The 21520-nt window shown below is 64.0% G+C and carries 15 protein-coding genes, 1 tRNA gene and 2 riboswitches; of the genes, 5 read left to right on the top strand and 11 right to left on the bottom strand.

Annotated elements, in window-relative coordinates; translation table 11 throughout:
* Positions 1-9 precede the first annotated feature (9 nt).
* From BLEFHOIH_RS13980 to trpS, 4 genes are all read right to left on the bottom strand, one after another.
* A complete protein-coding gene (locus BLEFHOIH_RS13980) occupies positions 10-594 on the bottom strand; it encodes a malonic semialdehyde reductase (RefSeq protein WP_088346472.1) in 585 nt (194 codons plus the stop codon).
* A 126-nt stretch (positions 595-720) separates the two neighbouring features.
* Positions 721-1281, bottom strand: a complete 561-nt coding sequence (locus tag BLEFHOIH_RS13975) for a NifU family protein (protein ID WP_088346470.1) — start codon at positions 1279-1281, stop codon at positions 721-723.
* 132 nt (positions 1282-1413) lie between these two features.
* A complete protein-coding gene (locus tag BLEFHOIH_RS13970; protein ID WP_088346468.1) occupies positions 1414-1923 on the bottom strand; it encodes a universal stress protein in 510 nt (169 codons plus the stop codon).
* A gap of 21 nt (positions 1924-1944) precedes the next feature.
* Entirely contained in the window at positions 1945-2979 is a 1035-nt protein-coding gene (gene trpS / locus BLEFHOIH_RS13965; RefSeq protein ID WP_088346466.1) for a tryptophan--tRNA ligase, read from the bottom strand.
* Between the two features lie 238 nt (positions 2980-3217).
* On the opposite strand from trpS, the gene BLEFHOIH_RS13960 reads away from it, so the two are divergent.
* Positions 3218-4126 carry a hypothetical protein gene (locus tag BLEFHOIH_RS13960; protein WP_125461706.1) on the top strand — a complete coding sequence of 303 codons (909 nt, stop codon included), beginning with the start codon at positions 3218-3220 and terminating at the stop codon, positions 4124-4126.
* Between the two features lie 399 nt (positions 4127-4525).
* Here BLEFHOIH_RS13960 and BLEFHOIH_RS13955 read toward each other — a convergent pair whose 3' ends face one another.
* From BLEFHOIH_RS13955 to BLEFHOIH_RS13945, 3 genes are all read right to left on the bottom strand, one after another.
* Complete coding sequence (locus BLEFHOIH_RS13955) at positions 4526-5440, bottom strand: hypothetical protein (protein WP_088346462.1); 915 nt, start codon at positions 5438-5440, stop codon at positions 4526-4528.
* A 112-nt stretch (positions 5441-5552) separates the two neighbouring features.
* Complete coding sequence (gene murJ / locus BLEFHOIH_RS13950; protein WP_088346460.1) at positions 5553-7109, bottom strand: murein biosynthesis integral membrane protein MurJ; 1557 nt, start codon at positions 7107-7109, stop codon at positions 5553-5555.
* Positions 7110-7444: 335 nt separating this feature from the next.
* On the bottom strand, positions 7445-10225 hold the full coding sequence (locus BLEFHOIH_RS13945) for a [protein-PII] uridylyltransferase (protein ID WP_088346548.1): 2781 nt from the start codon (positions 10223-10225) through the stop codon (positions 7445-7447).
* A gap of 124 nt (positions 10226-10349) precedes the next feature.
* On the opposite strand from BLEFHOIH_RS13945, the gene BLEFHOIH_RS13940 reads away from it, so the two are divergent.
* A tRNA-Leu gene (locus tag BLEFHOIH_RS13940) sits at positions 10350-10434 on the top strand.
* A 205-nt stretch (positions 10435-10639) separates the two neighbouring features.
* Here BLEFHOIH_RS13940 and BLEFHOIH_RS13935 read toward each other — a convergent pair.
* Positions 10640-11149 carry a lipocalin-like domain-containing protein gene (locus tag BLEFHOIH_RS13935; protein WP_210191656.1) on the bottom strand — a complete coding sequence of 170 codons (510 nt, stop codon included), beginning with the start codon at positions 11147-11149 and terminating at the stop codon, positions 10640-10642.
* A gap of 148 nt (positions 11150-11297) precedes the next feature.
* On the opposite strand from BLEFHOIH_RS13935, the gene BLEFHOIH_RS13930 reads away from it, so the two are divergent.
* The gene (locus BLEFHOIH_RS13930; RefSeq protein ID WP_348626053.1) at positions 11298-12110 is read left to right on the top strand and encodes a LysR family transcriptional regulator; all 813 of its coding nucleotides are present in this window, start codon (positions 11298-11300) and stop codon (positions 12108-12110) included.
* A gap of 326 nt (positions 12111-12436) precedes the next feature.
* On the opposite strand, the gene BLEFHOIH_RS13925 is transcribed toward BLEFHOIH_RS13930, so the two are convergent.
* A complete protein-coding gene (locus BLEFHOIH_RS13925; protein WP_088346456.1) occupies positions 12437-13276 on the bottom strand; it encodes a helix-turn-helix transcriptional regulator in 840 nt (279 codons plus the stop codon).
* Positions 13277-13421: 145 nt separating this feature from the next.
* On the opposite strand from BLEFHOIH_RS13925, the gene BLEFHOIH_RS13920 reads away from it, so the two are divergent.
* Both BLEFHOIH_RS13920 and metE read left to right on the top strand, forming a co-directional pair.
* A complete protein-coding gene (locus BLEFHOIH_RS13920) occupies positions 13422-14120 on the top strand; it encodes a class I SAM-dependent methyltransferase (RefSeq protein WP_088346454.1) in 699 nt (232 codons plus the stop codon).
* A gap of 314 nt (positions 14121-14434) precedes the next feature.
* A riboswitch (cobalamin riboswitch) is annotated at positions 14435-14650 on the top strand.
* A gap of 109 nt (positions 14651-14759) precedes the next feature.
* Positions 14760-17099, top strand: coding sequence for a 5-methyltetrahydropteroyltriglutamate--homocysteine S-methyltransferase (gene metE, locus BLEFHOIH_RS13915; RefSeq protein ID WP_088346452.1), 2340 nt, complete (start codon positions 14760-14762; stop codon positions 17097-17099).
* Between the two features lie 165 nt (positions 17100-17264).
* Here the strand turns inward: metE and BLEFHOIH_RS13910 are convergent, their stop codons facing one another.
* Positions 17265-18359, bottom strand: coding sequence for a ribonucleotide-diphosphate reductase subunit beta (locus tag BLEFHOIH_RS13910; RefSeq protein WP_088346547.1), 1095 nt, complete (start codon positions 18357-18359; stop codon positions 17265-17267).
* Positions 18360-18385: 26 nt separating this feature from the next.
* Positions 18386-21205, bottom strand: coding sequence for a ribonucleoside-diphosphate reductase subunit alpha (locus tag BLEFHOIH_RS13905; protein ID WP_088346450.1), 2820 nt, complete (start codon positions 21203-21205; stop codon positions 18386-18388).
* Positions 21206-21307: 102 nt separating this feature from the next.
* A riboswitch (cobalamin riboswitch) is annotated at positions 21308-21508 on the bottom strand.
* Between the last annotated feature and the right edge of the window lie 12 nt (positions 21509-21520).

Here is a 21520-nt window from a genome sequence, read left to right as displayed (position 1 = left end):
GCGCGCACTCTATACGAATTTTGCCACTTCGTCGAAGTCGAGGCGGGGCCAGCGCGGCAACAGCACGGTCGGGTCGCCATAGCCGAGGGAACAGATGAAATTCGACTTCACCTGTCCGCCGGGGAAGAATTCGCGGTCGACGGCGTCATTGTCGAAGCCGGACATCGGGCCGGTGTCGAGCCCCAAGGCGCGGGCGGCGATGATGAAATAGGCGCCCTGCAGCGAGCCGTTGCGGAAAGCGGTGGCCGCCTCGTTGCCCGCGTACCATTCGGGGGCGCGGGGCTTATGCGGATAGGTTTTGCCGAGCTTCTGCGTGAATTGCAGGTCGTAACCGATCAGCGCGGTGACGGGCGCCTGCATGGTCTTGGCGCGGTTGCCTTTGTCCAGCAAGGGCTCGAGGCGCCGTTTGGCCTCGGCGGAGCGGACGAAGACGATGCGCGCCGGCAAGCTGTTGGAGGTCGTCGGTCCGAGTTCCATGATCTCGACGAGGCGGCGCAGCAGGGCTTCGTCGACGGGTTTGTCGAGCCATTTTTCGTGGGTCCGCGCCTTGAGGAAGATCTGCTCGAGGGCGTCCGTCGAAATCGGGTCGGCCATGGGACACCGGGTGTTGCGGAGCGGGTGGTAGGCACCCACCCGCCTTCGGCGAAAGCCCTCTGCCTCGAGGGGAGAGGGCGGGCGCGCAAGCGACCGGGTGAGGGGGCCCGCGCTCAGACTATCTGGCTAGACCGCCCGCACTTCCTGCACTTCGGGGATGAAATGCCGGAGCAGGTTCTCGATGCCGTGCCGCAGCGTCGCCGTCGAGGACGGGCAGCCGGAGCAGGCGCCGCGCATATGCAGGAACACCACGCCGTCTTCATAGCCGTGGAAGACGATGTCGCCGCCATCCTGGGCAACGGCCGGGCGCACGCGCGTATCCAGCAGCTCCTTGATGGTCTGGACGATCTCGCCATCCTCGCCGGTATGCTCGCCGGCGGTGTGGCCGTCGCCCTCGGGCAGGTCGGTCACGGCAGGAGCGCCGGACAGATAATGCTCCATGATGGCGCCGAGCAGTGCGGGCTTCAGATGCTGCCATTCACCGCCGCTCTTGGTGACGGAGATGAAATCGCTGCCCAGGAACACGCCGGTCACGCCTTCGACTTCGAACAGCCGCGCGGCAAGCGGGGAGGCCCCGGCGGCGGTTTCGGCGTCACGGAACTCGCGCGTGCCGCTCGGCAGCACGGCACTGCCGGGAATGAACTTCAGCGTCGCCGGGTTCGGGGTGGCTTCGGTCTGGATGAACATGGGAAATCGCCTCTTACGCGCACGTCCCGCGCCGGGAACGGTTTCGCGCCTGACAGTTTAGAATTGTTCTACAGCATAGTGGGACGCTGCGGCACAAAATTCAAGGCGCGATTGGCCGCAAGCCTTGGCCGATTACGCCAATGCTTCAATCTCTTCCAAGGTCAATCCGCCCGGCACGACGGTGATCGGGATCGGGAAACTGCCCGCATTCTTGCCGCCCGCCAGAGAGGAAACCAGCGGCCCCGGCCCTTCCGCGCTGACCGAGGCGCCCAGCACCAGAATGCCGATATCGGGGTCTTCATGGATCAGATTGCTGATCTGCTCGGCCCTTGTGCCCTCGCGGATGATCTCGTCGAGCGAAATATCCTCAAAACCCCACAGCTTCAGCTTGCGCGCATGCAGCCGGAACACCGCCTTGGCTTTGGCCTGCGCCTCCTCGCGATAGGCCTCCTCGACGCCCAGCCAATGCTGGAAATCGGCGGGCTCGATCACGTAGAGCATCGAGACCCCGCCCAGCGTGCGCCGCGCCCGGCGGACGGCATAGGCCAGCGCCATCTCCGCCTCGGGCGATTCGTCCACCACCACCAGGAATTTGCGCCGATGCCCCTCGTGGAAAATCGTTCGGATCGTGCGATTGGGCATCGGGCTTCTCACATCTGGCGTTCAGCTCTGCAGAAATCCTACTATGTCTTTGACGTGACGCAAATGCACCGACGCGATCTCCCGCGCCCGTTCCACGCCGCTTCTCAACACATTATCGATATAGGTGTGATCCGCGGAAAGGCGATTCATGGTGTCGCCGATGGGGCCGAGCTTCTCGACGGACACATCGATCAGCGCCGCCTTGAATTTCGAGAACGGCGCGCCGCCGAACTCCCGCAGCACCCCCGCCTTGTCGGACTGTGTCAGCGCCGCGTAGATGCCGATCAGATTGTCCGCCTCGGGACGCTCCTTCAGCCCGTCGATCTCGGTCGGCAGCGGCTCGGGATCGGTCTTGGCCTTGCGGATCTTCTTGGCGATGTCGTCAGCGCTGTCGGTCAGGTTGATGCGCGAGGCGTCGGACGGGTCCGATTTGCTCATCTTCTTGGTGCCGTCCCTGAGCGACATGACACGGGTGGCGGGGCCCGAAATCAGCGGCTCGGGCAGCGGGAAGAAGCCGTCCGGAAAACCTTCCCTAGTGCAGAAGGCCGCGTAATCATTATTGAATTTCTGCGCAATGTCGCGCGCCAGCTCCAGATGCTGCTTCTGGTCGTCGCCGACCGGCACATGGGTGGCGCGGTAGAGCAGGATGTCGGCCGCCATCAGGTTCGGATAGGCGAACAGGCCGACCGAGGCGTTTTCGCGGTCCTTGCCGGCCTTCTCCTTGAACTGGGTCATCCGGCTCAGCCAGCCCATGCGCGCGACGCAATTCAGCACCCAGGCGAGCTCTGCATGGCCGGATACGGCGCTCTGGTTGAAGATGATGTGCTTGTCCGCGTCGATGCCGGCGGCGATGAAGGCGGCGGTGACTTCGCGCGTGTTCCGGCGCAACTCGTCCGGGTCCTGCCAGACGGTGATCGCATGCATGTCGACGACGCAGAACAGGCAGGGCGCCTCCTTCTGCAGCTCGACGAATTTGACGATGGCGCCGAGATAATTGCCCAGATGCAGATTGCCGGTCGGCTGGACGCCGGAAAATACGCGCTTGTCAGGTGTCATGATGAGCCTCCGGGCGGCTTATCGCGCAGGGCGGCACGGGGTGCAAGGGGTTTGGTGGGGGGAAGGTCGTGGAGTAGACGCTAACGGGAACAGATTGGGTTAGACTTCAGATTCGTTGTTTTCCTGGCGGCTATTCGGGTCATTACGAACATGACAAAGATAGCGAATCTGCGGATGCGTTAATTTCTGCAAACGTGGTTCACGCTACGTCTTGATTACGAGTGAAGAGGATTCGGCTGTGAAACGGTTGGATGTCATTAAGTTGTTTGAGCTTGGCTCTTATCTTGGGGCCGCCGAAAGGATTATGGATCAAAGATCGCATAACTACGGGGATGTATTTGTTGGCCTTATGCCGATCAGGGATGCCTTTTATGAGTTCGCGAAAGGTCAGCATACCTTCGATCTTGTGAAAACCGACGCGCTGAATGTATCAAAAAAGCATCACGAACTCGTTACTGCTCATTTCTATAACACGGAACCCGGAAAAGCGGCGATATTTAAAGACGAATTAGATTTTTCGGCCGAATTCCCCACTTGGGCGCTCAATGAGCTCAAAGAAGCATTGTCTGTATTCAAGTCTGTATTTTCCGCAGAATGTAGGAAATGCGAGACCTATTTCATTGGAAACCGCAAGCTTGGTTACGATATTGAAACGCTGCTGCATTACGCGGATCATCGAGTACACGAGTCGATCCGGCCCCTCGTGCCGACGCTGGCGCTAGAAGAATTGCGGCTCGCGGGACGTTGTTTAGCTCTCGAAAGCTATACGGCGTCTGGTTTTCATACTCTACGTGCACTTGAGGTCGTGATGGCCGAATATCATTCATCCGCAAGCCAATCGCCTAGGGAGTTTAAGAGTTGGAATGACTATATAATTGCGCTTGATGATCTGACAAAATCTGATCCAAGTAAAAAATATCCAAGCCGCAAGGTTATCGCAATGCTTGATCGCATCAGGCAGCTTGATCGGAACCCTCTGATGCACCCGCGCGACTCTCTTGATGAAATGGGAGCTGACAATCTCTTCGGGATCGGCATTGCGACGATCACTGAGATGGTTAAGGATATGAGGGAGATGAATCAGCAACCGCAGTTGAAACTCCTTCAAAACAATCACGAATTAGAAGGACAGGCTGAGGCAAGCTGATCGAGCTTTATAGTCGTATACAGGAGGGAAACGGCCAGGGCACGAATCTGGCTGCCGCCCGAAGTCGAAAATTAGGTCAGGTAGTAAGCCGTCCTATTTTTTCGTCTTCACTGTCTCCACAACTGCGGTTGACTTCCGCCCTTGTGCGACTTTGACGGGGATAAATTGCCCATTCCGGGCATCCCGGCCAATCTTGCGATCAGCCATTTATTATCACCTCCTTTCTTGGCAGGAGCCCGCGCTCAGAGGCATGCGCAAGTCAAAGGTTGATGAAACCGAAACACAACGAAATAATGGCTCAACTCGATTATGAGTCCAGCCATTATTTGTGGGTTCGGCTTCTAAAATTGCTCCAACAGCTGCTGGTCAGTCCCTTTCCTCAATATATTTGATGCTACGTCAGCGCGCCCATTCCAACACCCGCATAGCCCGCAGCGTATTCCACCTACTCGCCCTGCCGACCCCGTCCTCCAGTTCGAACGGCGCGGCGATGTGGTCCCAATGCGCGGCGTCGAGCGCCCAGCGCCCGTCCTCGTCCCGCGCCTTCGCCACCCACCCCACCGCCTCGGCGAGCCTGCCGTCCGGGCGCACCCCGGCGCTGCGCAAATAATCCAGGCCGCGCAGCACGTCGAAATGCCAGGAGACCGGGAAGCCGAAGCGCGTCCAGCGCTCGTTGATGACCTCGCCTGATGTCAACGACCGCAACATGCGCCGCTCCATCAGATAGTCCTCCGCGCGCCGCCGCGCCTGCGTCACCGCCGGCTTCGCCCCGCGCGCCCGCTCATATTCCAGCAGCCCTTCCACGACGCAGATCGTGCTGTGGAACGAGGAGCGTGCGCTGGGCGGCGCTTCGCAATTCCAGCCGCCATCGGCAAGCTGTTCGCCCAGCAGGCGATCCAGCAGCCGGTCGCAATCCTCGCCGAAATAAGCGCCCGCCAATAGGATGCGGCCGTTGATGCAGGCTTCGGTCTCGCCGTCGAAGAAGGGGCGGCCATCGAGCTGCCACCAGGTGATCCGCTCGCGAAAGAGGCCGAGCGCCCTGCGCGCCTCCTCGGCCGCCGGATCGACGCCGAGATCCTTGAGCAGCGCCAGCATGTAGACGCTGGTCATCCAGCCGTCGTCATCCTCGGCGCCCCATTGGCCGCCGGGCGCCTGGAGCGCGAGCAGCCGCGCGCCCCAGCCTTCCTTGGCGACACGCGCGCGTTCGGCGGCGACTTCGGCTTCGGGCGCATCGGTGAGGTCGCGCAAGACCTGCCAGCGGATCGCCGGGTCCGAATCGAGCAGCCAATCGATCACGGCCTTGCGCTCAGCCATGCATCCCTCCGCTGAACCAGATCATGGCGCATTGCGCCGGTCGCTTCCGAAAGCTTAGAGGGCGTCTCTATTTGGAACAAGAGGCGCGGCGCGGGGCGCTGCCGCGTCGGCCCTACCCCCGCGCCACCCGTAGCAGCGACCGGTAATTCGCCGCGCCCGTCGCCTGGGCGGCCGCCAGATATACCACCCCGCCGCCCGCGATCAGCGCGCCCAGCGCCAGCATCTGCACCACCAGCCCGTTCACCGGGGCAAAAAACCGCTCCAGTGGATAGGATGCGCCCCACAGCGCCAGCGCCATCACGGCGCTCGCCAGGACGATCAGCGCCCCCCTCCGCTTCAGCGCCGCGTCGGCGACGAAATGGCCGCGCCGGATCAGCGTCGCGCCGAGCATGATGGCGTAGGTCCAGGCGGCGAGGCTGGTCGCGATGGCGATGCCGACATGGCCGATGACGAAGAACAGGCTGAGCGAGCCCAAAATGTTCACCAGCGCGCTGACGCCGGCGAACAGCATCGGCGTGCTGGTGTCCTCGCGGGCGAAAAACCCCGGCAGGAAGACGCGGATCAGGACCGAGGCCGGCAGGCCCACCGCGAAGGCGGCGAGCGCGGTGGCGACGGCGCTGGTGTCGGCGGCGGAGAAGGCGCCGCGCTGGAACAGCACCTGGATGATCGGCCCCGGCACGACGCAGAGCGCTGCGGCGGCGGGCACGGTCAAGAGCAGCGCGAATTCCAGCGAGCGGTTATGGCTGTACATCGCCGCCTTGGTGTCGCCGCCATGCAGCTTGGCGGACAATTCCGGCAGCAAGACCACGCCGATGGCGATGCCGACGATGCCGAGCGGCAATTGGTTGATGCGGTCGGCGTAATAGAGATAGGAGACCGCGCCCTCGGCCAGCGAGGCGATCATGGTGCCGATGAACAGGTTGATCTGGGTGATGCCGGCGGTGGCGACGCCCGGCAGTGCGAGCTTGAACAGCCGTTTGATCTGCGGCGTCAGGCGCGGCAGGCGGAAGCGCAGATTCATGTCCTGGCGGCTGGCGGCGACGGCCAGGAAGGCAAGCTGGGCAAAACCGGCGACCGACACCGCCCAGGCCAGGATGATGGCGGCTTCCGGCCGGTCCTTCAGGCCGAGCGAGAAGGCCAGGATCATGGCGGCGGCGAGCACCACATTGAGGATGATCGGCGCGGCGGCGGCGGCGGCGAAGCGTCCGAGCGCGTTGAGGATGCCCGCGGATAGCGCCGTCAGCGACATGCAGAGCAGATAGGGGAAGGTGATCCGCGTCAGCAGCACGGCGAGGTCGAATTTTTCCGCATTGTCGCCGAAGCCGGGCGCGATCAGCGCCACCAGCCAGGGCATGAAGATTTCGGCGAGCGCCGTCATGATGAGCAGCGCCGTAAGCAGCACCGCCAGCGCTTCCTCGGCGAATCGGCGCGCGCCGTTTTGACCGTCCGTCTGCAGGTTCTTGGTGAAGAGCGGCACGAAGGCGGAGTTGAAGGCGCCCTCGGCGAAGAGCGAGCGGAACAGGTTCGGCAACCGGAACGCCACGAAGAAGGCGTCGGCGACGGGGCCCGCGCCGATGACGGCGGCGGTCAGCATGTCCCGGACGAAGCCCAGCACGCGGCTGATGGCGGTATAGCCGCTGACGGTGACGATCGATCGATAGAGTTTCATGTCGACGCCAATAGCTGGCCTTTGCCGCCGGAGCAAGGCGCCTGCGCGCGCCGGGTTTCGAAATGCGCATGCTACGTTGGTTGGGGCGGGCCGTGCCTCGTCGCCCCGGATGGCGCGAAGCCGCGAGCCGGGGCCCAATCGCGGCGGAACTCGGCATCAAGACGGAGCGAGCGAAGCCCCCGCCACAAACACAATTGTCATCCCCGCGAAAGCGGGGATCCAGTCCTCCGTAGCATTCGACGCGAGGCAGAGCGCCGCGCCTGACATTGCCCTTTACTGGATCCCCGCTTTCGCGGGGACGACAAAAAGGAGGCTATGACCAGACGGAAAGCACATCAGCTCTCCATATCGGTCGAGACCAATTCCCCGTCCGTCTCGAAGGCCTCAAGCAGTTTCTCCCGAAGCTGCTTATGCACCGCTTCGCGCGTGATCTTCTTTCGCGTTGAATCGGTGACATAAAACACGTCCACCGCCTTTTCGCCGAAAGTCGCGATATGGGCGGAGGAAATGTCGATGTTCAGGCTGCCCAGAATGCGGGCCAGATCGAACAGCAGGCCCGTCCGGTCGCGGCCGTTCACTTCGATCACCGTCAGCTCGTCCGACAGCGAATTGTCGATGCTGATGCGCGGCTCGACGCTGAAGGCCTCCAGCCTCGGGCGGGGCCGTATCCGCTGCGAGATGATCTTGCGCAGATCGCGCTTGCCCTTCAGCGCCAGTTCGATATTGGCGGCGATGCGGGCGGCGAACTCCATCTCCTCGCGGTCGTCGGGGAATTGGCGCTGGAGCTGGAAGCTGTTCAGCGCCATGCCGTCGCGCGTGGTGCTGAGAAACGCGCCGACGATGTTCGACTTGGCCGCCGCGCAGGCGCCTGCGATGGCGGCGATCAGGCCGGGGCGGTCGGCGGTCCACAGGTTCAGCTCGGTCAGCGAGGTGAAGCTGTCGGTGGTAATCTCATAGGCCAGCCCCAGCCGCTCGTCCTCCGCCCGCCGGATCAGGTTGGCGTGCATGAGCTGATGGGCGACGTCCGAGCGCACCCAATAGGCCGGAATCTGCCGGGCGATGAAGGCCTCGATCTCCTCTTCCGGCCGCCCCGCCATCGCCTTGCGGAAATCCGCGATGGCGGTGCGGATGCGCGTTTCGCGCGGCGTGCCGGTATGGCCGCCGGTCAGCAGCGGCTCGGTCTCGTAATAGAGCTGGCGCAGCAACTGGCCCTTCCAGCCGGTCCACACGCCCGGCCCGACGGCGCGGATGTCGGCGGCGGTCAAAATCACCAGCAGCATCAGCATTTCCCGGCTCTGCACGATATTGGCGAAGTCGCGGATGGTCTTGGCGTCATAGAGATCCCGGCTCTGGGCGAACTGGCTCATCACCAGATGATGCTCGATCAGCCAGGCGACCGTGGCGGTCTCGTCGGGACGCAGGCCGAGCCGGGGGCCGAGATCGCGGGCGACCTGGGCCCCGGCCAGCGAATGGTCCAGGCAGCGGCCCTTGGCAACATCGTGCAGGAAGGTCGCCACGTAAAGCGCGCGGCGGTTCTCGACATTGCGGATGATCTCGGTCGAAAGCGGCAATTCATGCTCCAGCGCGCCGCGCTCGATCGCCGCCAGCACGCCGACCGAGCGGATCAGATGCTCGTCCACCGTGAAGTGGTGATACATGTTGAACTGCATCATCGAGACGACGCGGCCGAAATCCGGGATGAAGCGGCCGAGTACGCCGGCCTCGTTCATCCGCCGCAGCGTCAGCTCCGGCCGGGTGCGCGAGGTGAGGATTTCCAGGAACAGCCGATTGGCTTCCGGATCGTTGCGCAGATTGTCGTCGATCAGCCGCAGCGAATGGCGCACCAGGCGCAAGGCTTCCGGATGGAACTGCACGTCGCTCCGCTCGGCGACGGCGAAAATGCGGATCAGATTGACCGGATCGTTCTTGAACACATCCCGGCTCTTCACCGCGATGCGCCCGTTCTCGATGCGGAAATCGCTGGTGGCGCTGAGCCGGGCGCGGGCGCTCCAGGACAGCGGCTGCAGCAGACTGTTGAACTGCCTGATGCCCTTGAGCTGCTGCACTTCCAGGCTCGAGCAGAGGATGCGCGTCAAATCGCCGACATCCTTGGCGATCAGGAAATAGTGCTTCATGAAGCGCTCGACGCCCATCATGCCGCTGCGGCCCCGGTAATGCAGCCGGTCGGCCATCTGCTGCTGCACGTCGAAGGTCAGCCGTTCCTCGGGCTTGCCGGAGAGGAAGTGCAGATGGCAGCGCACCGTCCACAGAAAATCCTCGCAATGCCGGTAGAGGCTGTATTCGGATTTGGTGAAGATGCCGGCGGCGACGAAATTCTCCCCATTCAGGTCCGGATGCAGGTGCTTGGCGATCCAATAGAGCGTATGCAGATCGCGGAGGCCCCCCTTGCCGTCCTTGATGTTGGGCTCAACCCGGTAGCGCGAGGCGCCGGTGCGCTCATGCCGCTTGTCGCGCTCCTCGAGCTTGGCGGCGATGAATTCGCGGTGGCCGCCGGAGATGATCTGGTCGCGGAACTGGCTCTTGAATTTCTGCCAGAGCGAGTCCTCGCCGAGGATGAAGCGTGCATCCAGCAGCGCCGTTTGCGTCAGCACGTCGGACTTGGCAAAGCGAATGGTCTGCTCGACCGAGCGCGTGGCGTGGCCGACCTTGAAACCCAGGTCCCAGAGCAGATAGAGAATATATTCGACGATGCTCTCGCCCCAGGGCGTCTGCTTGTAGGGCAAGAGGAACAGGAGATCGACGTCGGAATAGGGCGCCATCAGCCCGCGCCCATAGCCGCCGGTTGCGACCACCGCCATGCGCTCGGAGGAGGACGGGTTGCTGGAGCGGTGCACATAGGCGACGGCGAAATCGTAGATCAGCCGGATCAGCTCATCCTGGAAACTCGACAAGGCGGCGGCGCAGCGTCGCCCATTGCCGTCCGCTTCAAGGCCCGCCTCGGCGGCGCGGTGCGCCGTCTGCACCAGCCCCTTGAGATAGGCGAGCAAATCCTCGCGGAGCGCCGAATTGGCCTCGCCATGCTTGCGCCAGATGGCGCCGAGCGCCTCGCGGGTTCCGGCGAGGTCGAAAAAGGGGGGTAACAGCCGTTGATCCATGCGCGCGAATGCCATCGGTTCGGGACATGCCCTATCTGCGCGCTCAAAAAGCGCACCTGCCGCTACCTTAACGCCGCAACTTCGATTGACAAAGCCTCGAGGGCATCATAGCTAGAACCCCGTTGCCCAGATGGCGGAATTGGTAGACGCGCACGGTTCAGGTCCGTGTGGTGCAAGCCGTGGAGGTTCGAGTCCTCTTCTGGGCACCAAACTTGGTTTTGGCCTTTGCCAAAATGGTTTGGTCGGCAAGGAATTTTAGAATCTTTTCCTTTTGCGTTAATTGTCGCGCGCTGGCGGCTATGTCGCCTCGCCGCGCGCGAGCCTCCAGCGGCAGAGAATCGGCTGCATCCGCGCGCCGGCCTGCTGATCGGCCCTTTCGGTGCGGCTGCACCCGAGACTCGCCGCGGCGATGGCCTACTCGACCCGCTCCCATTCGATGACGACCTTAAGACCCTCAGGCCGCGTGAATGTCTCCATCACCTTGTCGCCCTCCACGACGAGCCGAAGGCGCTCCGTGGTGCGGACCTCACCAATCCAGTTGGGGAAGGTCGAACCGAGCACCGTGTTGCCGCTGAACTCGCCATTCGCGTCGACGGTATAGGTGCCATAGAAGGCGATCGCGCCCGCCATCGCCGCTGCATTCTCCTCGGCTGTGCCCTTGTCGCGCGCATTGACCGCGAATTTCGGCACGCGCGGATCGTGCAGCACCTCGATGAAATGCATGTCCGGAGTGAACACCAGCATCCCGCGCGGATCGGGGCCGTAGGGCAAGACGTTATCGGTGCCAGGATTGATGACCCCTTTCACGATCCGCCACGTCCCGACGACCTTGTTCTCCCCGGCGGCCATTGCAGGCCCGGTGACCGTGAGAGCGGCGATCGCCAGGATGCTAGCCAGGCGCAGGCTTCGGCCAATAAACGTCATTCGCTTCCTTCCTTTGAGAGCACGTAAGCTTCGGCGACCCGGGGCTCGGGTGTTCCCCCCCCCCGTTACGCGATTGCCCTAAATTGGCGATCGGCTCCGGGAGAAAAATGCTTCCAATCCGCGACAACCCCGTGAATATAATTCACCAATGACCAAGCCGACCCTATCGGACCTGGAAGCCTTCAGCGTCGTCGCGGCCGAGCGCAGCTTCCGCCGCGCCGCCGATATTTCGGGCGTTTCGCGATCCGCCCTCAGCCACCGCATCCGCAAGCTGGAAGAGCAACTCGGGCTGCGGCTGCTGAACCGCACGACCCGCAGCGTGTCTACGACGGATGCCGGCGACAAGCTGATCGCGCGCATCCGCCCAACCCTGAAGGCGCTCGATGCCGCCCTCGATACGCTCGCCGACGATCGCGGCTGCCCCAGCGGTCCGTTGCGCATCAATGCGAGCAAGGGCGCTGCACGGTTCCTCATGCGCCATGTGGTGCCGGCCTATCTCGAGCGCTGCCCAAGGGTCGAACTCGACCTGGTGAGCGAGGGGCGGCTGGTCGATATCGTCAAGGAGGGTTTTGACGCGGGCATCCGCTTCGGCGACACGGTGCCTCAGGACATGGTCGGCGTGACGATCAGCTTCGACATGCGTTTTCTCGCTGTCGCGGCACCGGACTATGTCAGCCGCATGGGTAAACCCGGCGTTCCGGACGACCTGCGCCGGCATCGCTGCATCCGCCTGCGGCTGCCGAGCGGGACGCGCTATCGCTGGGAGTTCGAACGCCACGGCCAGCAGATCGCGATCGATGTGCCGGGCGCGCTGACACTCAACGACAATGACCTGATGGTCGAAGCCGCCGTCGATGGCCTTGGCATCGCCTATGTCCCCGAAATCTACGCCAACGACCATATTGCGGCTGCCGCCTTATCGCCCTGCTCGAGGACTGGAGTCCGCCTTACTCCGCTCTGACGCTGTATTATCCGGGGCACCGCCATGTCCCGTCCGCTCTGCGCGCTTTCATCGACATGATGAAGGAACCGGACGTGAAATCCCTGATGAGGCGGCAATGAAGCGCAATCATCCCATCTGTTTCGACGAGGCGCAAAGCGACGCGCCTGGGGCATCGGCCACACGCTGCGCGAGGCGACCGAGGTCGGTCAGCTATCCCGGTTTCCACCTTTGCTATCCGCGCCAGCGCAACATGTCGCCGGCAACGCGGGCCTTCGTGGATGCGCTGAAGGCGGGGAGGAGATTGGCAAAGTAGGTCGGCGCAGTATGCGGCTGTCGCTCCTAGGTCAAGCGGAGCCGCGCGGCTGATTTGACCCGGTTTGGCTCGGGCGGCGTTCCGCCATATACCGTCTCGGCGAGGTGCCGAGCGCTTTGCGGAACATGGTCACGAAGCTCGGCGCGCTCTCATATCCGAGGTTGGTGGCAACCTGCTGGATCGAAACGCCACCGGCTAGCCATTTCACGGCAAGCACCACGCAGAGTTGCTGGCGCCAGCGGCCAAAGCTCATGCCTGTCTCCCGGCTGATGACGCGCTCCAGCGTCCGTCCGCTCATGCCCGCCCGCTTTGCCCAGACATCCAACGTGGCGCGGTCCGCCGGCAAGGCCAGCATATCGGCCGCGATCCTGCGCAGGCGGGCGTCGGCCGGCATGGGCAAATGCAGGAGCTCTACCCGCGCTGCGGCGAGTTCGTCGAGCAGCACCGCCACCAGATGCGAATTCGCGCCGCTTTCTTCATAGAACAGCGGCAAGCTGGCCGCCCGGATCAGCACCTCACGCAGAAGCGGCGTCACCGACACCGCACAGCAGCTTTGGGGCAGCCCAGCGGCAGCAGCCGGATCGACGAAGGCATTATAGCCTTCGAGCAGGCCCGTTGCGTTGACGGTATGGAGCGCCCCGCCAGGGATCCATAGGGCGCTGCGGGGCGGCACGATCCATAACCCGCCTTCCACCTCGCAACTGATCGCGCCGCGCTGTATCAGCATGATTTGGCCTTTTGCGTGCCGGTGGAGGTCAAGCGCGATGCCGCCCGCCCCGGTCGTCTCGACGCCATAGGCTACGATCGGCCGCGGCACGTCGTCAGGCTCGATCCAGTCGGACGGGACGGAAAGGTCGTTCAGAAGAGGCATGGTTGGCCCTCAAACGCGACAACCGGATTGGCGAGATTGAATAATATTCTGTCCAGGCTTCGGAATGACGCCAATGCAGGTTCCCTTTAACTGATTGGGGCGAGGCCGTCGAGCCTCGAGGTTCCATGATCGGGAAGGAGACCACATGACTACGCTGAGCAGCGGACCTGCCGCGCAAATCCTGGAAAAGCTGCATCGGGACGCCGAGGCGGCGGACCGGCAATTCACGACGGCGCTCATGGCGGAAATCGAAGCCTCCGGCCAAACACTGGAGCAGGCGGCCGCGGGGATGATCGCCGAGGAGCGGGAGAACTACCGTGCGGTCTACCGTGGTCATGCTGACAAATTTCTCAGCGTTTCGCCCACCTTCGGCCGCTTCCTTTACATGATCGCGCGCGCCCGCAACGCGACCCGCATCGTCGAGTTCGGCACATCCATGGGGATCTCGACGATCTACCTGGCCGCCGCACTCCGGGACAATGGGGGCGGCCATCTCATCACCAGTGAACTCGAGCCGACCAAAGTCGCGCGGGCGCGCGCCCATCTCGATGCTGCGGGCCTTGCCGATCTGGTGGATATCCGCGAAGGCGACGCGCTCGATACGCTGAAGGATGTCGATGGTGACGTTGATTTGCTGCTGCTCGACGGGGCATTCACCCTCTATTTGCCAGTGCTCAAGCTGGTCGAGCCCCGGCTGAGACCCGGAGCGGTCGTCCTCGGAGAGAACGCTTTCGAACCAGCATATCTCGATTATGTTCGCGATCCCGCATCGGGCTATCTCACGCAGTCTCTTCCGCTCGATGAAGGTCGTGGCAATGAATTCAGCGTGAGAACCGAGACATAGCCGCTCCGGACCACCGGCGTCCCCCGATGCAAGTGCATTTTGCGTCGCCTTCGAGGTTATGGCGGAAATGTCGATCCGACGAAGACGACCGCCATGGCATCGAATGTCAGCGGGGCCGTCCTTGCCCCGGAGAGGCGGCCACGCCGGCGCCAAGCCCATAGCTCCGGCAGGCGGGTTAGAATTTCTGCTCGGGGCAAAGGGCGCCAGCGCCAGGACTGTCTGTCAGTCCACAGATGGAAGGTCCAGCCGGAAGTATCGAATAACGGTATAAAGATATCATTATATTCCGTATTGACTCGCACCCACCCCTCCGCGCAATCTGGGCGCGTCGAGGTTCTCCGGCCCTCCAGTGGGGGCGGAGCTAAGAGGGAAGCCGGTGCGCCGTATCCGCGGTTAAGCCGGCGCTGCCCCCGCAACTGTAAACGGCGAGCCGATGTCCATCACACGCCACTGAAGCGAATGCTTCGGGAAGGCCGGACGGAGGCGACGACCCGCAAGCCAGGAGACCTGCCGCGACATCATGAACGTCCTCGGGCGGGGTGCCCCGGTGGATCGCTTGCGTTCCGGCCGGCCGTCCGCCCTTCGGGAAGCCACGCACGCATCCTCCCGGCCTTTGCCCCCATATCAGGGGTTTAGCCGATGTCTCATCTCTCTGTTCCCGTCAGCAGCCTGGGCACGCCGCGCATCGGTCCGCGCCGCGAGCTGAAATTCGCGCTCGAGGCCTATTGGTCCGGGCAATCCGGCGCCGCGGCGCTGTTGGAAGCCGCCTACGGCCTGCGCGCCGCCAATTGGGCGCGACAGCACGCGCTCGGCGTCACCAACATTCCCAGCAACGATTTCTCGCTCTACGACCATGTGCTCGACATCAGCGTGATGGTCGGGGCGATCCCGGAGATCTATGGCTGGGAGGGCGGCGCGGTGCCGCTCGACATCTATTTCGCCATGGCCCGGGGCGGCTCGGGAGGGCAGGCCTGCGGGCACGGCCATTTGCACGGATCGCCGCAAGACGTGCCGGCGCAGGAGATGACGAAATGGTTCGACACCAATTACCACTACATGGTGCCCGAATTCGCCCGAGGGCAGCGCTTCAGCCTCGCCTCGAGCAAGCCGGTCGATGAATTTCGCGAGGCGCTCGCCCTCGGCTACCGGACCCGGCCCGTCCTGCTCGGGCCGGTCACCTACCTCAAGCTCGGCAAGAGCAATGACCCAAGCCTCGATCCGCTGAGCCTGCTGGGCGGTCTGCTGCCGGTCTATGGCGAGATGTTGCGGCGCTTGGAGGCGAGCGGCGCCGAATGGGTGCAGATCGACGAGCCCTGCCTGGTGCTCGACCTCGACGAGGCGGCGCAGGGGGCGTTGCGCACCGCCTATGCTCATTTCGCCGAGGCGGCGCCCGGTCTGAAGCTGATGCTGACGTCCTATTTCGGCGGCCTCGGTAAAAATCTCGATCTGGCGCTGGGGCTGCCCGTCGCGGGGCTGCACCTCGATCTCGCGCGCGCGCCGGAGCAACTCGCCCGGGTGGCCGACGAGGCGCGGCCGGGGCTGGTGCTGTCGCTCGGCGCCATTGACGGCCGCAATGTCTGGCGCGCCGACCTGCCCGCGATCCTCGATCGGCTGGAGCCGGTCGTCGCCAAGCTCGGCAAGGACCGCGTGGAAATCGCGCCGTCATGCTCGCTGCTGCATGTGCCGATCGATCTCGACCTCGAAAAGTGGCTCAATCCGGAGCTGAAACGCTGGCTGGCGTTCTCCGTGCAGAAGCTCGGCGAACTTGCGACGCTCGGCAAGGCTCTGGCGGGCGGACGCGAAGCAGTGGCCGGGGAGCTTGCGCAATCCGCCATGGCCGCCGCCGCACGCCGCGCCTCGCCGCTGGTGCATGATCCGGCGGTCGAAGCGCGCATCGCTTCCATCACGCCGCAGATGACCGGCCGGGCCTCCCCATTCACACGGCGGCAGCCGCTCCAGCACAAAACATTCCGCCTGCCGGCCTTCCCGACGACGACCATCGGCTCTTTCCCGCAGACCGGCGAGGTGCGCAAGGCGCGCGCGGCCCATGCCAAGGGCGATCTGACCGACGCCGAATATACGGGCTACCTGCGGCGGGAGACCGAGACGGCGATCCGCTGGCAGGAGGAGATCGGCCTCGACGTGCTGGTGCATGGGGAGTTCGAGCGCAACGACATGGTGCAATATTTCGGCGAGCAGCTCGCGGGCTTCGCCTTCACCCGGCACGGCTGGGTGCAGAGCTACGGCTCGCGCTATGTCCGCCCGCCGATCATCTTCGGCGATGTCTCGCGCCCCAAGCCGATGACCGTCGAATGGTGGCGCTATGCGCAGTCGCTCACCGGAAAGCCCCTCAAAGCCATGCTGACCGGGCCGGTGACGATTTTGAACTGGTCCTTCGTGCGCGATGACGTGCCGCGCAGCCTCGCCTGCCGCCAGATCGCGCTGGCGATCCGCGACGAGGTTGCCGACCTGGAGGCGGCTGGTGCCCGCATGATCCAGATCGACGAGGCGGCGATCCGCGAGGGGCTGCCTTTGCGCCGCGCGGATTGGCGGGCCTATCTCGACTGGGCGGTCGAGTGCTTCCGGCTCGCGGCGAGCGGCGTGCGCGACGAGACCCAGATCCACACCCATATGTGCTACTCCGAGTTCAACGACATCATCGACGCCATCGGCGCCATGGACGCGGACGTCATCTCCATCGAGACCTCGCGCTCCAAGATGGAGCTGCTCGACGCCTTCGTCAGCTATCGCTATCCGAACGAGATCGGGCCGGGCGTCTACGACATCCACTCCCCGCGCGTGCCGAGCACGGCGGAAATGGTCGAATTGCTGGTCAAGGCGACGCGGCACCTTGCGCCCGGGCAGATCTGGGTCAATCCGGATTGCGGCCTGAAGACGCGCGGCTGGGCCGAGGTGCGCCCGGCGCTCGTAAACATGGTCGAAGCGGCGCGCCAGCTTCGTCTCACCCGCGTGCAATGAGCGCGCTCCCTGCATCGGAGCAGATGCGGCGATGCAGGGAACTCTTCATTCTTGTCATCCCCGCGAGTGCGGGGATCCAGTAAAGGGCAACATTCGCCGTTGGGCTCTGCCTCATCGCAAGCGCCGCGGCGTACTGGATTCCCGCTTTCGCGGGGCAAAACGGCGTCAATTCCAGCTCAGCGCGCCGCCGTTCTGATATTCGATGACGCGGGTCTCGAAGAAGTTCTTCTCCTTCTTCAAGTCCATCGCCTCGGACATCCATGGGAACGGGTTCTCCGTCTCGGCGAACACCGGCGCCAGCCTAAGCTGGGCGCAGCGGCGGTTGGCGATGAACTGCATGTAGTCGCCGCAGAGCGCCGCGTTCAGGCCGAGGAAGCCTGACGGCATGGTGTCGCGGCTATAGGCGGCCTCGAGCGCCGCCCCGTCATGCAGCATGGCGCGGATTTCGTCCTGGAAGCCCCGCGTCCACAGATGCGGGTTTTCGATCCGGATCTGGTTGATGACGTCGATGCCGAAATTCAGGTGGATGCTCTCGTCGCGTAGAATGTACTGATATTGCTCGGCAATCCCGACCATCTTGTTGCGCCGGCCGAGAGACAGGATCTGCGCGAAGCCGGTGTAGAACCACATGCCCTCGAACACGACGTAGAAGGCGACCAGATCGCGCAGCAGGGCTTGGTCAGTTTCGGGCGTGCCGGTCTTGAAGGCCGGGTCGTCGAGATGCTGGGTGTAGGCGAGCGCCCAGGCCGCCTTGTCGGTGATCGAGGGCACTTCGCGGTACATGTTGAACAGTTCGCCCTCGTCTAGCCCTAAGCTTTCGACGATGTACTGGAAGGTGTGGGTGTGCACCGCCTCCTCAAACGATTGGCGCAGCAGATATTGCCGGCATTCCGGGTTGGTGAGGTGGCGGTAGATCGCCAGCACGATGTTGTTGGCGACGAGGCTTTCGGAGGCGGCAAAGAAGCCCAGATTGCGCTTCACCATCCGCCGCTCGTCCCCGGTCAGTCCGTCCCGCGCCTTCCACAGCGCGATGTCGGCCTGCATGGAGACCTCGGTCGGCATCCAGTGGTTGTTGCAGGCGGCCAGATATTTCTCCCAGGCCCAGCGATATTTGAGCGGCAAAAGCTGGTTCACGTCGGCGCGCGCGTTGATCATCGCCTTGTCGTCCACCGAGACCCGCCCGCCCTGGCGGTCGATCGCACCGGCGGCGGGTGTCAGATGGATGGGGGGAGCGGTCTCCGCATCGGACCAGTCGAGCATGGCTGTCATTCCTTTCATCGCCCGGCCTATTGGCAGGCTTCGCAATGGATGTCGTCGAGGGAGCAGGCCGGGGCGACGGCGTTGAGCTTGCCGTCCGTGCCCTTCAGCGTCGACTTCTCGACATGGCTGGCCGAGCGCGAGCGCAGGTAATAGGTGGTCTTCAGCCCCTTCTTCCAGGCGAGCCGGTAGAGCGCGTCGAGCGCCTTGCCGGACGGGTTGGCGAGATAGAGGTTGAGGGACTGCGCCTGATCGATCCATTTCTGCCGCCGCGACGCCGCCTCGATCAGCCATTCGGAGGGAATCTCGAAGGCGGTCGCATAGAGCGCCTTCAGATCGTCGGGCACGCGGTCGATACGGCCGACCGATCCGTCGAAATATTTCAGGTCCGCGACCATGACCTCATCCCACAGGCCGCGCGCCTTCAGGTCCCGCACCAGCGCGGCGTTCACCACGGTGAAGTCGCCCGACATGTTCGATTTCACGAACAGGTTCTGATAGGCCGGCTCGATCGATTGCGAGACGCCGCAGATGTTCGAGATGGTCGCGGTCGGCGCGATGGCCATGCAGTTGGAATTGCGCATGCCGGTGTATTTCACCCGCTCGCGCAAGGAGTTCCAGTCGAGGCTGGCGCTGCGGTCCATGCCCGCCTCGCCGCGCGCGTCGTTCAGCAGGGCGATGGAGTCGATCGGCAGGATGCCCTGCGACCAGAGCGAGCCGTCGAAGCTGGGATAGCGGCCCCGCTCGGCGGCCAGATCGACGGAGGCCGAAATGGCGTGGTAGGCGATCGCCTCCATGCTCTCATCGGCGAAGCGCACCGCCGCCTCCGACGCATAGGGCAGGCGCAGCGCTTGCAACGCATCCTGGAAGCCCATCAGCCCCAGCCCCACCGGGCGATGCCGCAGATTGGAGCGGCGCGCTTCCGGGATGGTGTAGAAATTGACGTCGATGACATTGTCGAGCATGCGCATGGCGGTCGCGACCGTCCGGGCCAGCCGGTCGTGGTCGAGGCCATCAGGCGTCAGATGCGCGGCCAGATTGACCGAGCCGAGATTGCAGACCGCAACCTCCTCGCCCGAAGTGTTCAGCGTGATCTCGGTGCACAGATTCGAGGAGTGCACGACGCCTGCATGGCGCTGCGGCGAGCGGATGTTGCAGGGGTCCTTGAAGGCGATCCAGGGATGGCCGGTCTCGAACAGCATGGTCAGCATTTTCCGCCAGAGATCGACGGCGCGCACCCGCCGGAACACTTTGATCTCACCGCGATCGGCCTTGGCTTCGGCCGCCTCATAGGCCGTCTTGAAGGCGGCGCCGTAGAGGTCGTGCAAGGCAGGCACGGCGTCGGGCGAGAACAGCGTCCAGTCCGCATCCGCCTCGACGCGCTGCATGAATAGGTCCGGCACCCAATTGGCGGTGTTCATGTCGTGGGTGCGGCGGCGGTCGTCGCCGGTGTTCTTCCTGAGGTCGAGGAATTCCTCGATGTCGATGTGCCACGTCTCGAGATAGGCGCAGACCGCGCCCTTGCGCTTGCCGCCCTGGTTGACGGCGATGGCGGTGTCATTGGCGACCTTCAGAAACGGTACGACGCCCTGGCTGACGCCGTTGGTGCCCTTGATATGCGCGCCGAGCCCGCGCACCCGCGTCCAGTCATTGCCGAGCCCGCCGGAATATTTGGCGAGCAGCGCATTGTCCTTGATGGATTTGAAGATGCCGTCGAGGTCGTCCGGGACGCTGGTCAGGAAGCATGAGGAGAGCTGCGCGCGCGGCGTGCCGGAGTTGAACAGGGTCGGCGTCGAGGCCATGAAGTCGAAGGAGGAGAGCAGATTGTAGAATTCGATGGCGCGCGCCTCGCGGTCGATCTCGCGCAAGGCGAGGCCCATGGCGACGCGCATGAAGAAGGCCTGCGGGAGCTCGAGCCGGGTGCCGGCGGCGTGCAGGAAATACCGGTCGTAAAGGGTTTGCAGGCCGAGATACTGGAAGTTCAGGTCGCGGCTCGCATCGATGGCGGCGGCGAGTTTGTCCAGGTCGAAGCGGGCGAGTTCGGGATCGATTAGCTCGGCGGCGATGCCCGCCTTGATGTAGGCCGGGAAATAGTCGCGATAGCGCGCGCCCATCTCGGCTTGCGTCGCCTGTTCGGGGCGCCCGGCAATAGCGCTCAGCGCCTCGCGCCGGAGCGTGTCGAGCAGCAGCCTGGCGCTGACGTACGCGTAATCAGGCTCCGCCTCGACCAGCGTGCGGGCGGCCAGGATCGGCGCGAGTGCCAGCTCGTCGGGCGAGATGCCGTCATAGAGGTTGCGGCGCGTCTCGATGAGGACAGCCTCGGCGGAGACGCCGGCGAGACCGCTGCACGCCTCCTCGATCACCGCCGCGAGCCGGGCGATATCGACCGGGACCAGCGAACCGTCCGCGTTGCGCATATTGAGCGAGACGGCCGGCGCGGCGGAGGGCAGGGGCGCGGCGACTCTGGCTCGCTCCCTGGCACGCTCCTCGCGGTGGAGCACATAGGCGCGGGCGACCTTATGGTGCTCGCCGCGCATCAGCGCCAGCTCGACCTGATCCTGCACGTCCTCGATATGGAAGCTGCCGCCCGCATCGGCGCGGCGCATCAAGGCGGCGACGATCTGGCCGGTCAGCGCCTCGATGGTCTCATGCACTCGGCGCGAGGCCGCCGCTTTGTTGCCCTCGACGGCGAGAAAGGCCTTGGTGAGCGCGATCGTGATCTTGGAGGCATCGAACGGCTGCACCGCGCCGTTGCGGCGGATGATCTGGCAGCCCGGCTGCGGCACGGCGCCCGGCCCGACGGGAGCGCGCCGCCCGTTGGCTGCATCGGCGATGGAAGAAAGAGACATCGGCTTAACCCCATGATTGGGGGCAAAAGGCCGAGCGGAATCGCGCGAGCCACGGCAAAGCCGTCCGGTCGCTCAGCGATCCACCGGGACACCCCGCCCGAGGACGTTCATCGATGTCGCGGCAGGTCTCCTGGCTCGCGGGTCGTCGCCTCCGTCCGGCCTTCCCGAAGCCGCTCGGCTTCAGTGACGCGAAATGGACATCGGCTCGCCGCTTACAGTTGCGGGGGCAGCTCCGGCATCGCACCGGCTTCCCTCTTAGCTCCCGGACTTGCGTCGCGAGAGACCGTGACTACCAATCATGGGGGTTGATTCTGG

The sequence above is a fragment of the Rhodomicrobium sp. R_RK_3 genome, assembly GCF_002198715.1.
In the GTDB taxonomy this organism is placed as follows: domain Bacteria; phylum Pseudomonadota; class Alphaproteobacteria; order Rhizobiales; family Rhodomicrobiaceae; genus R-RK-3.
This window is presented reverse-complemented; position numbering and strand designations above follow the sequence as displayed.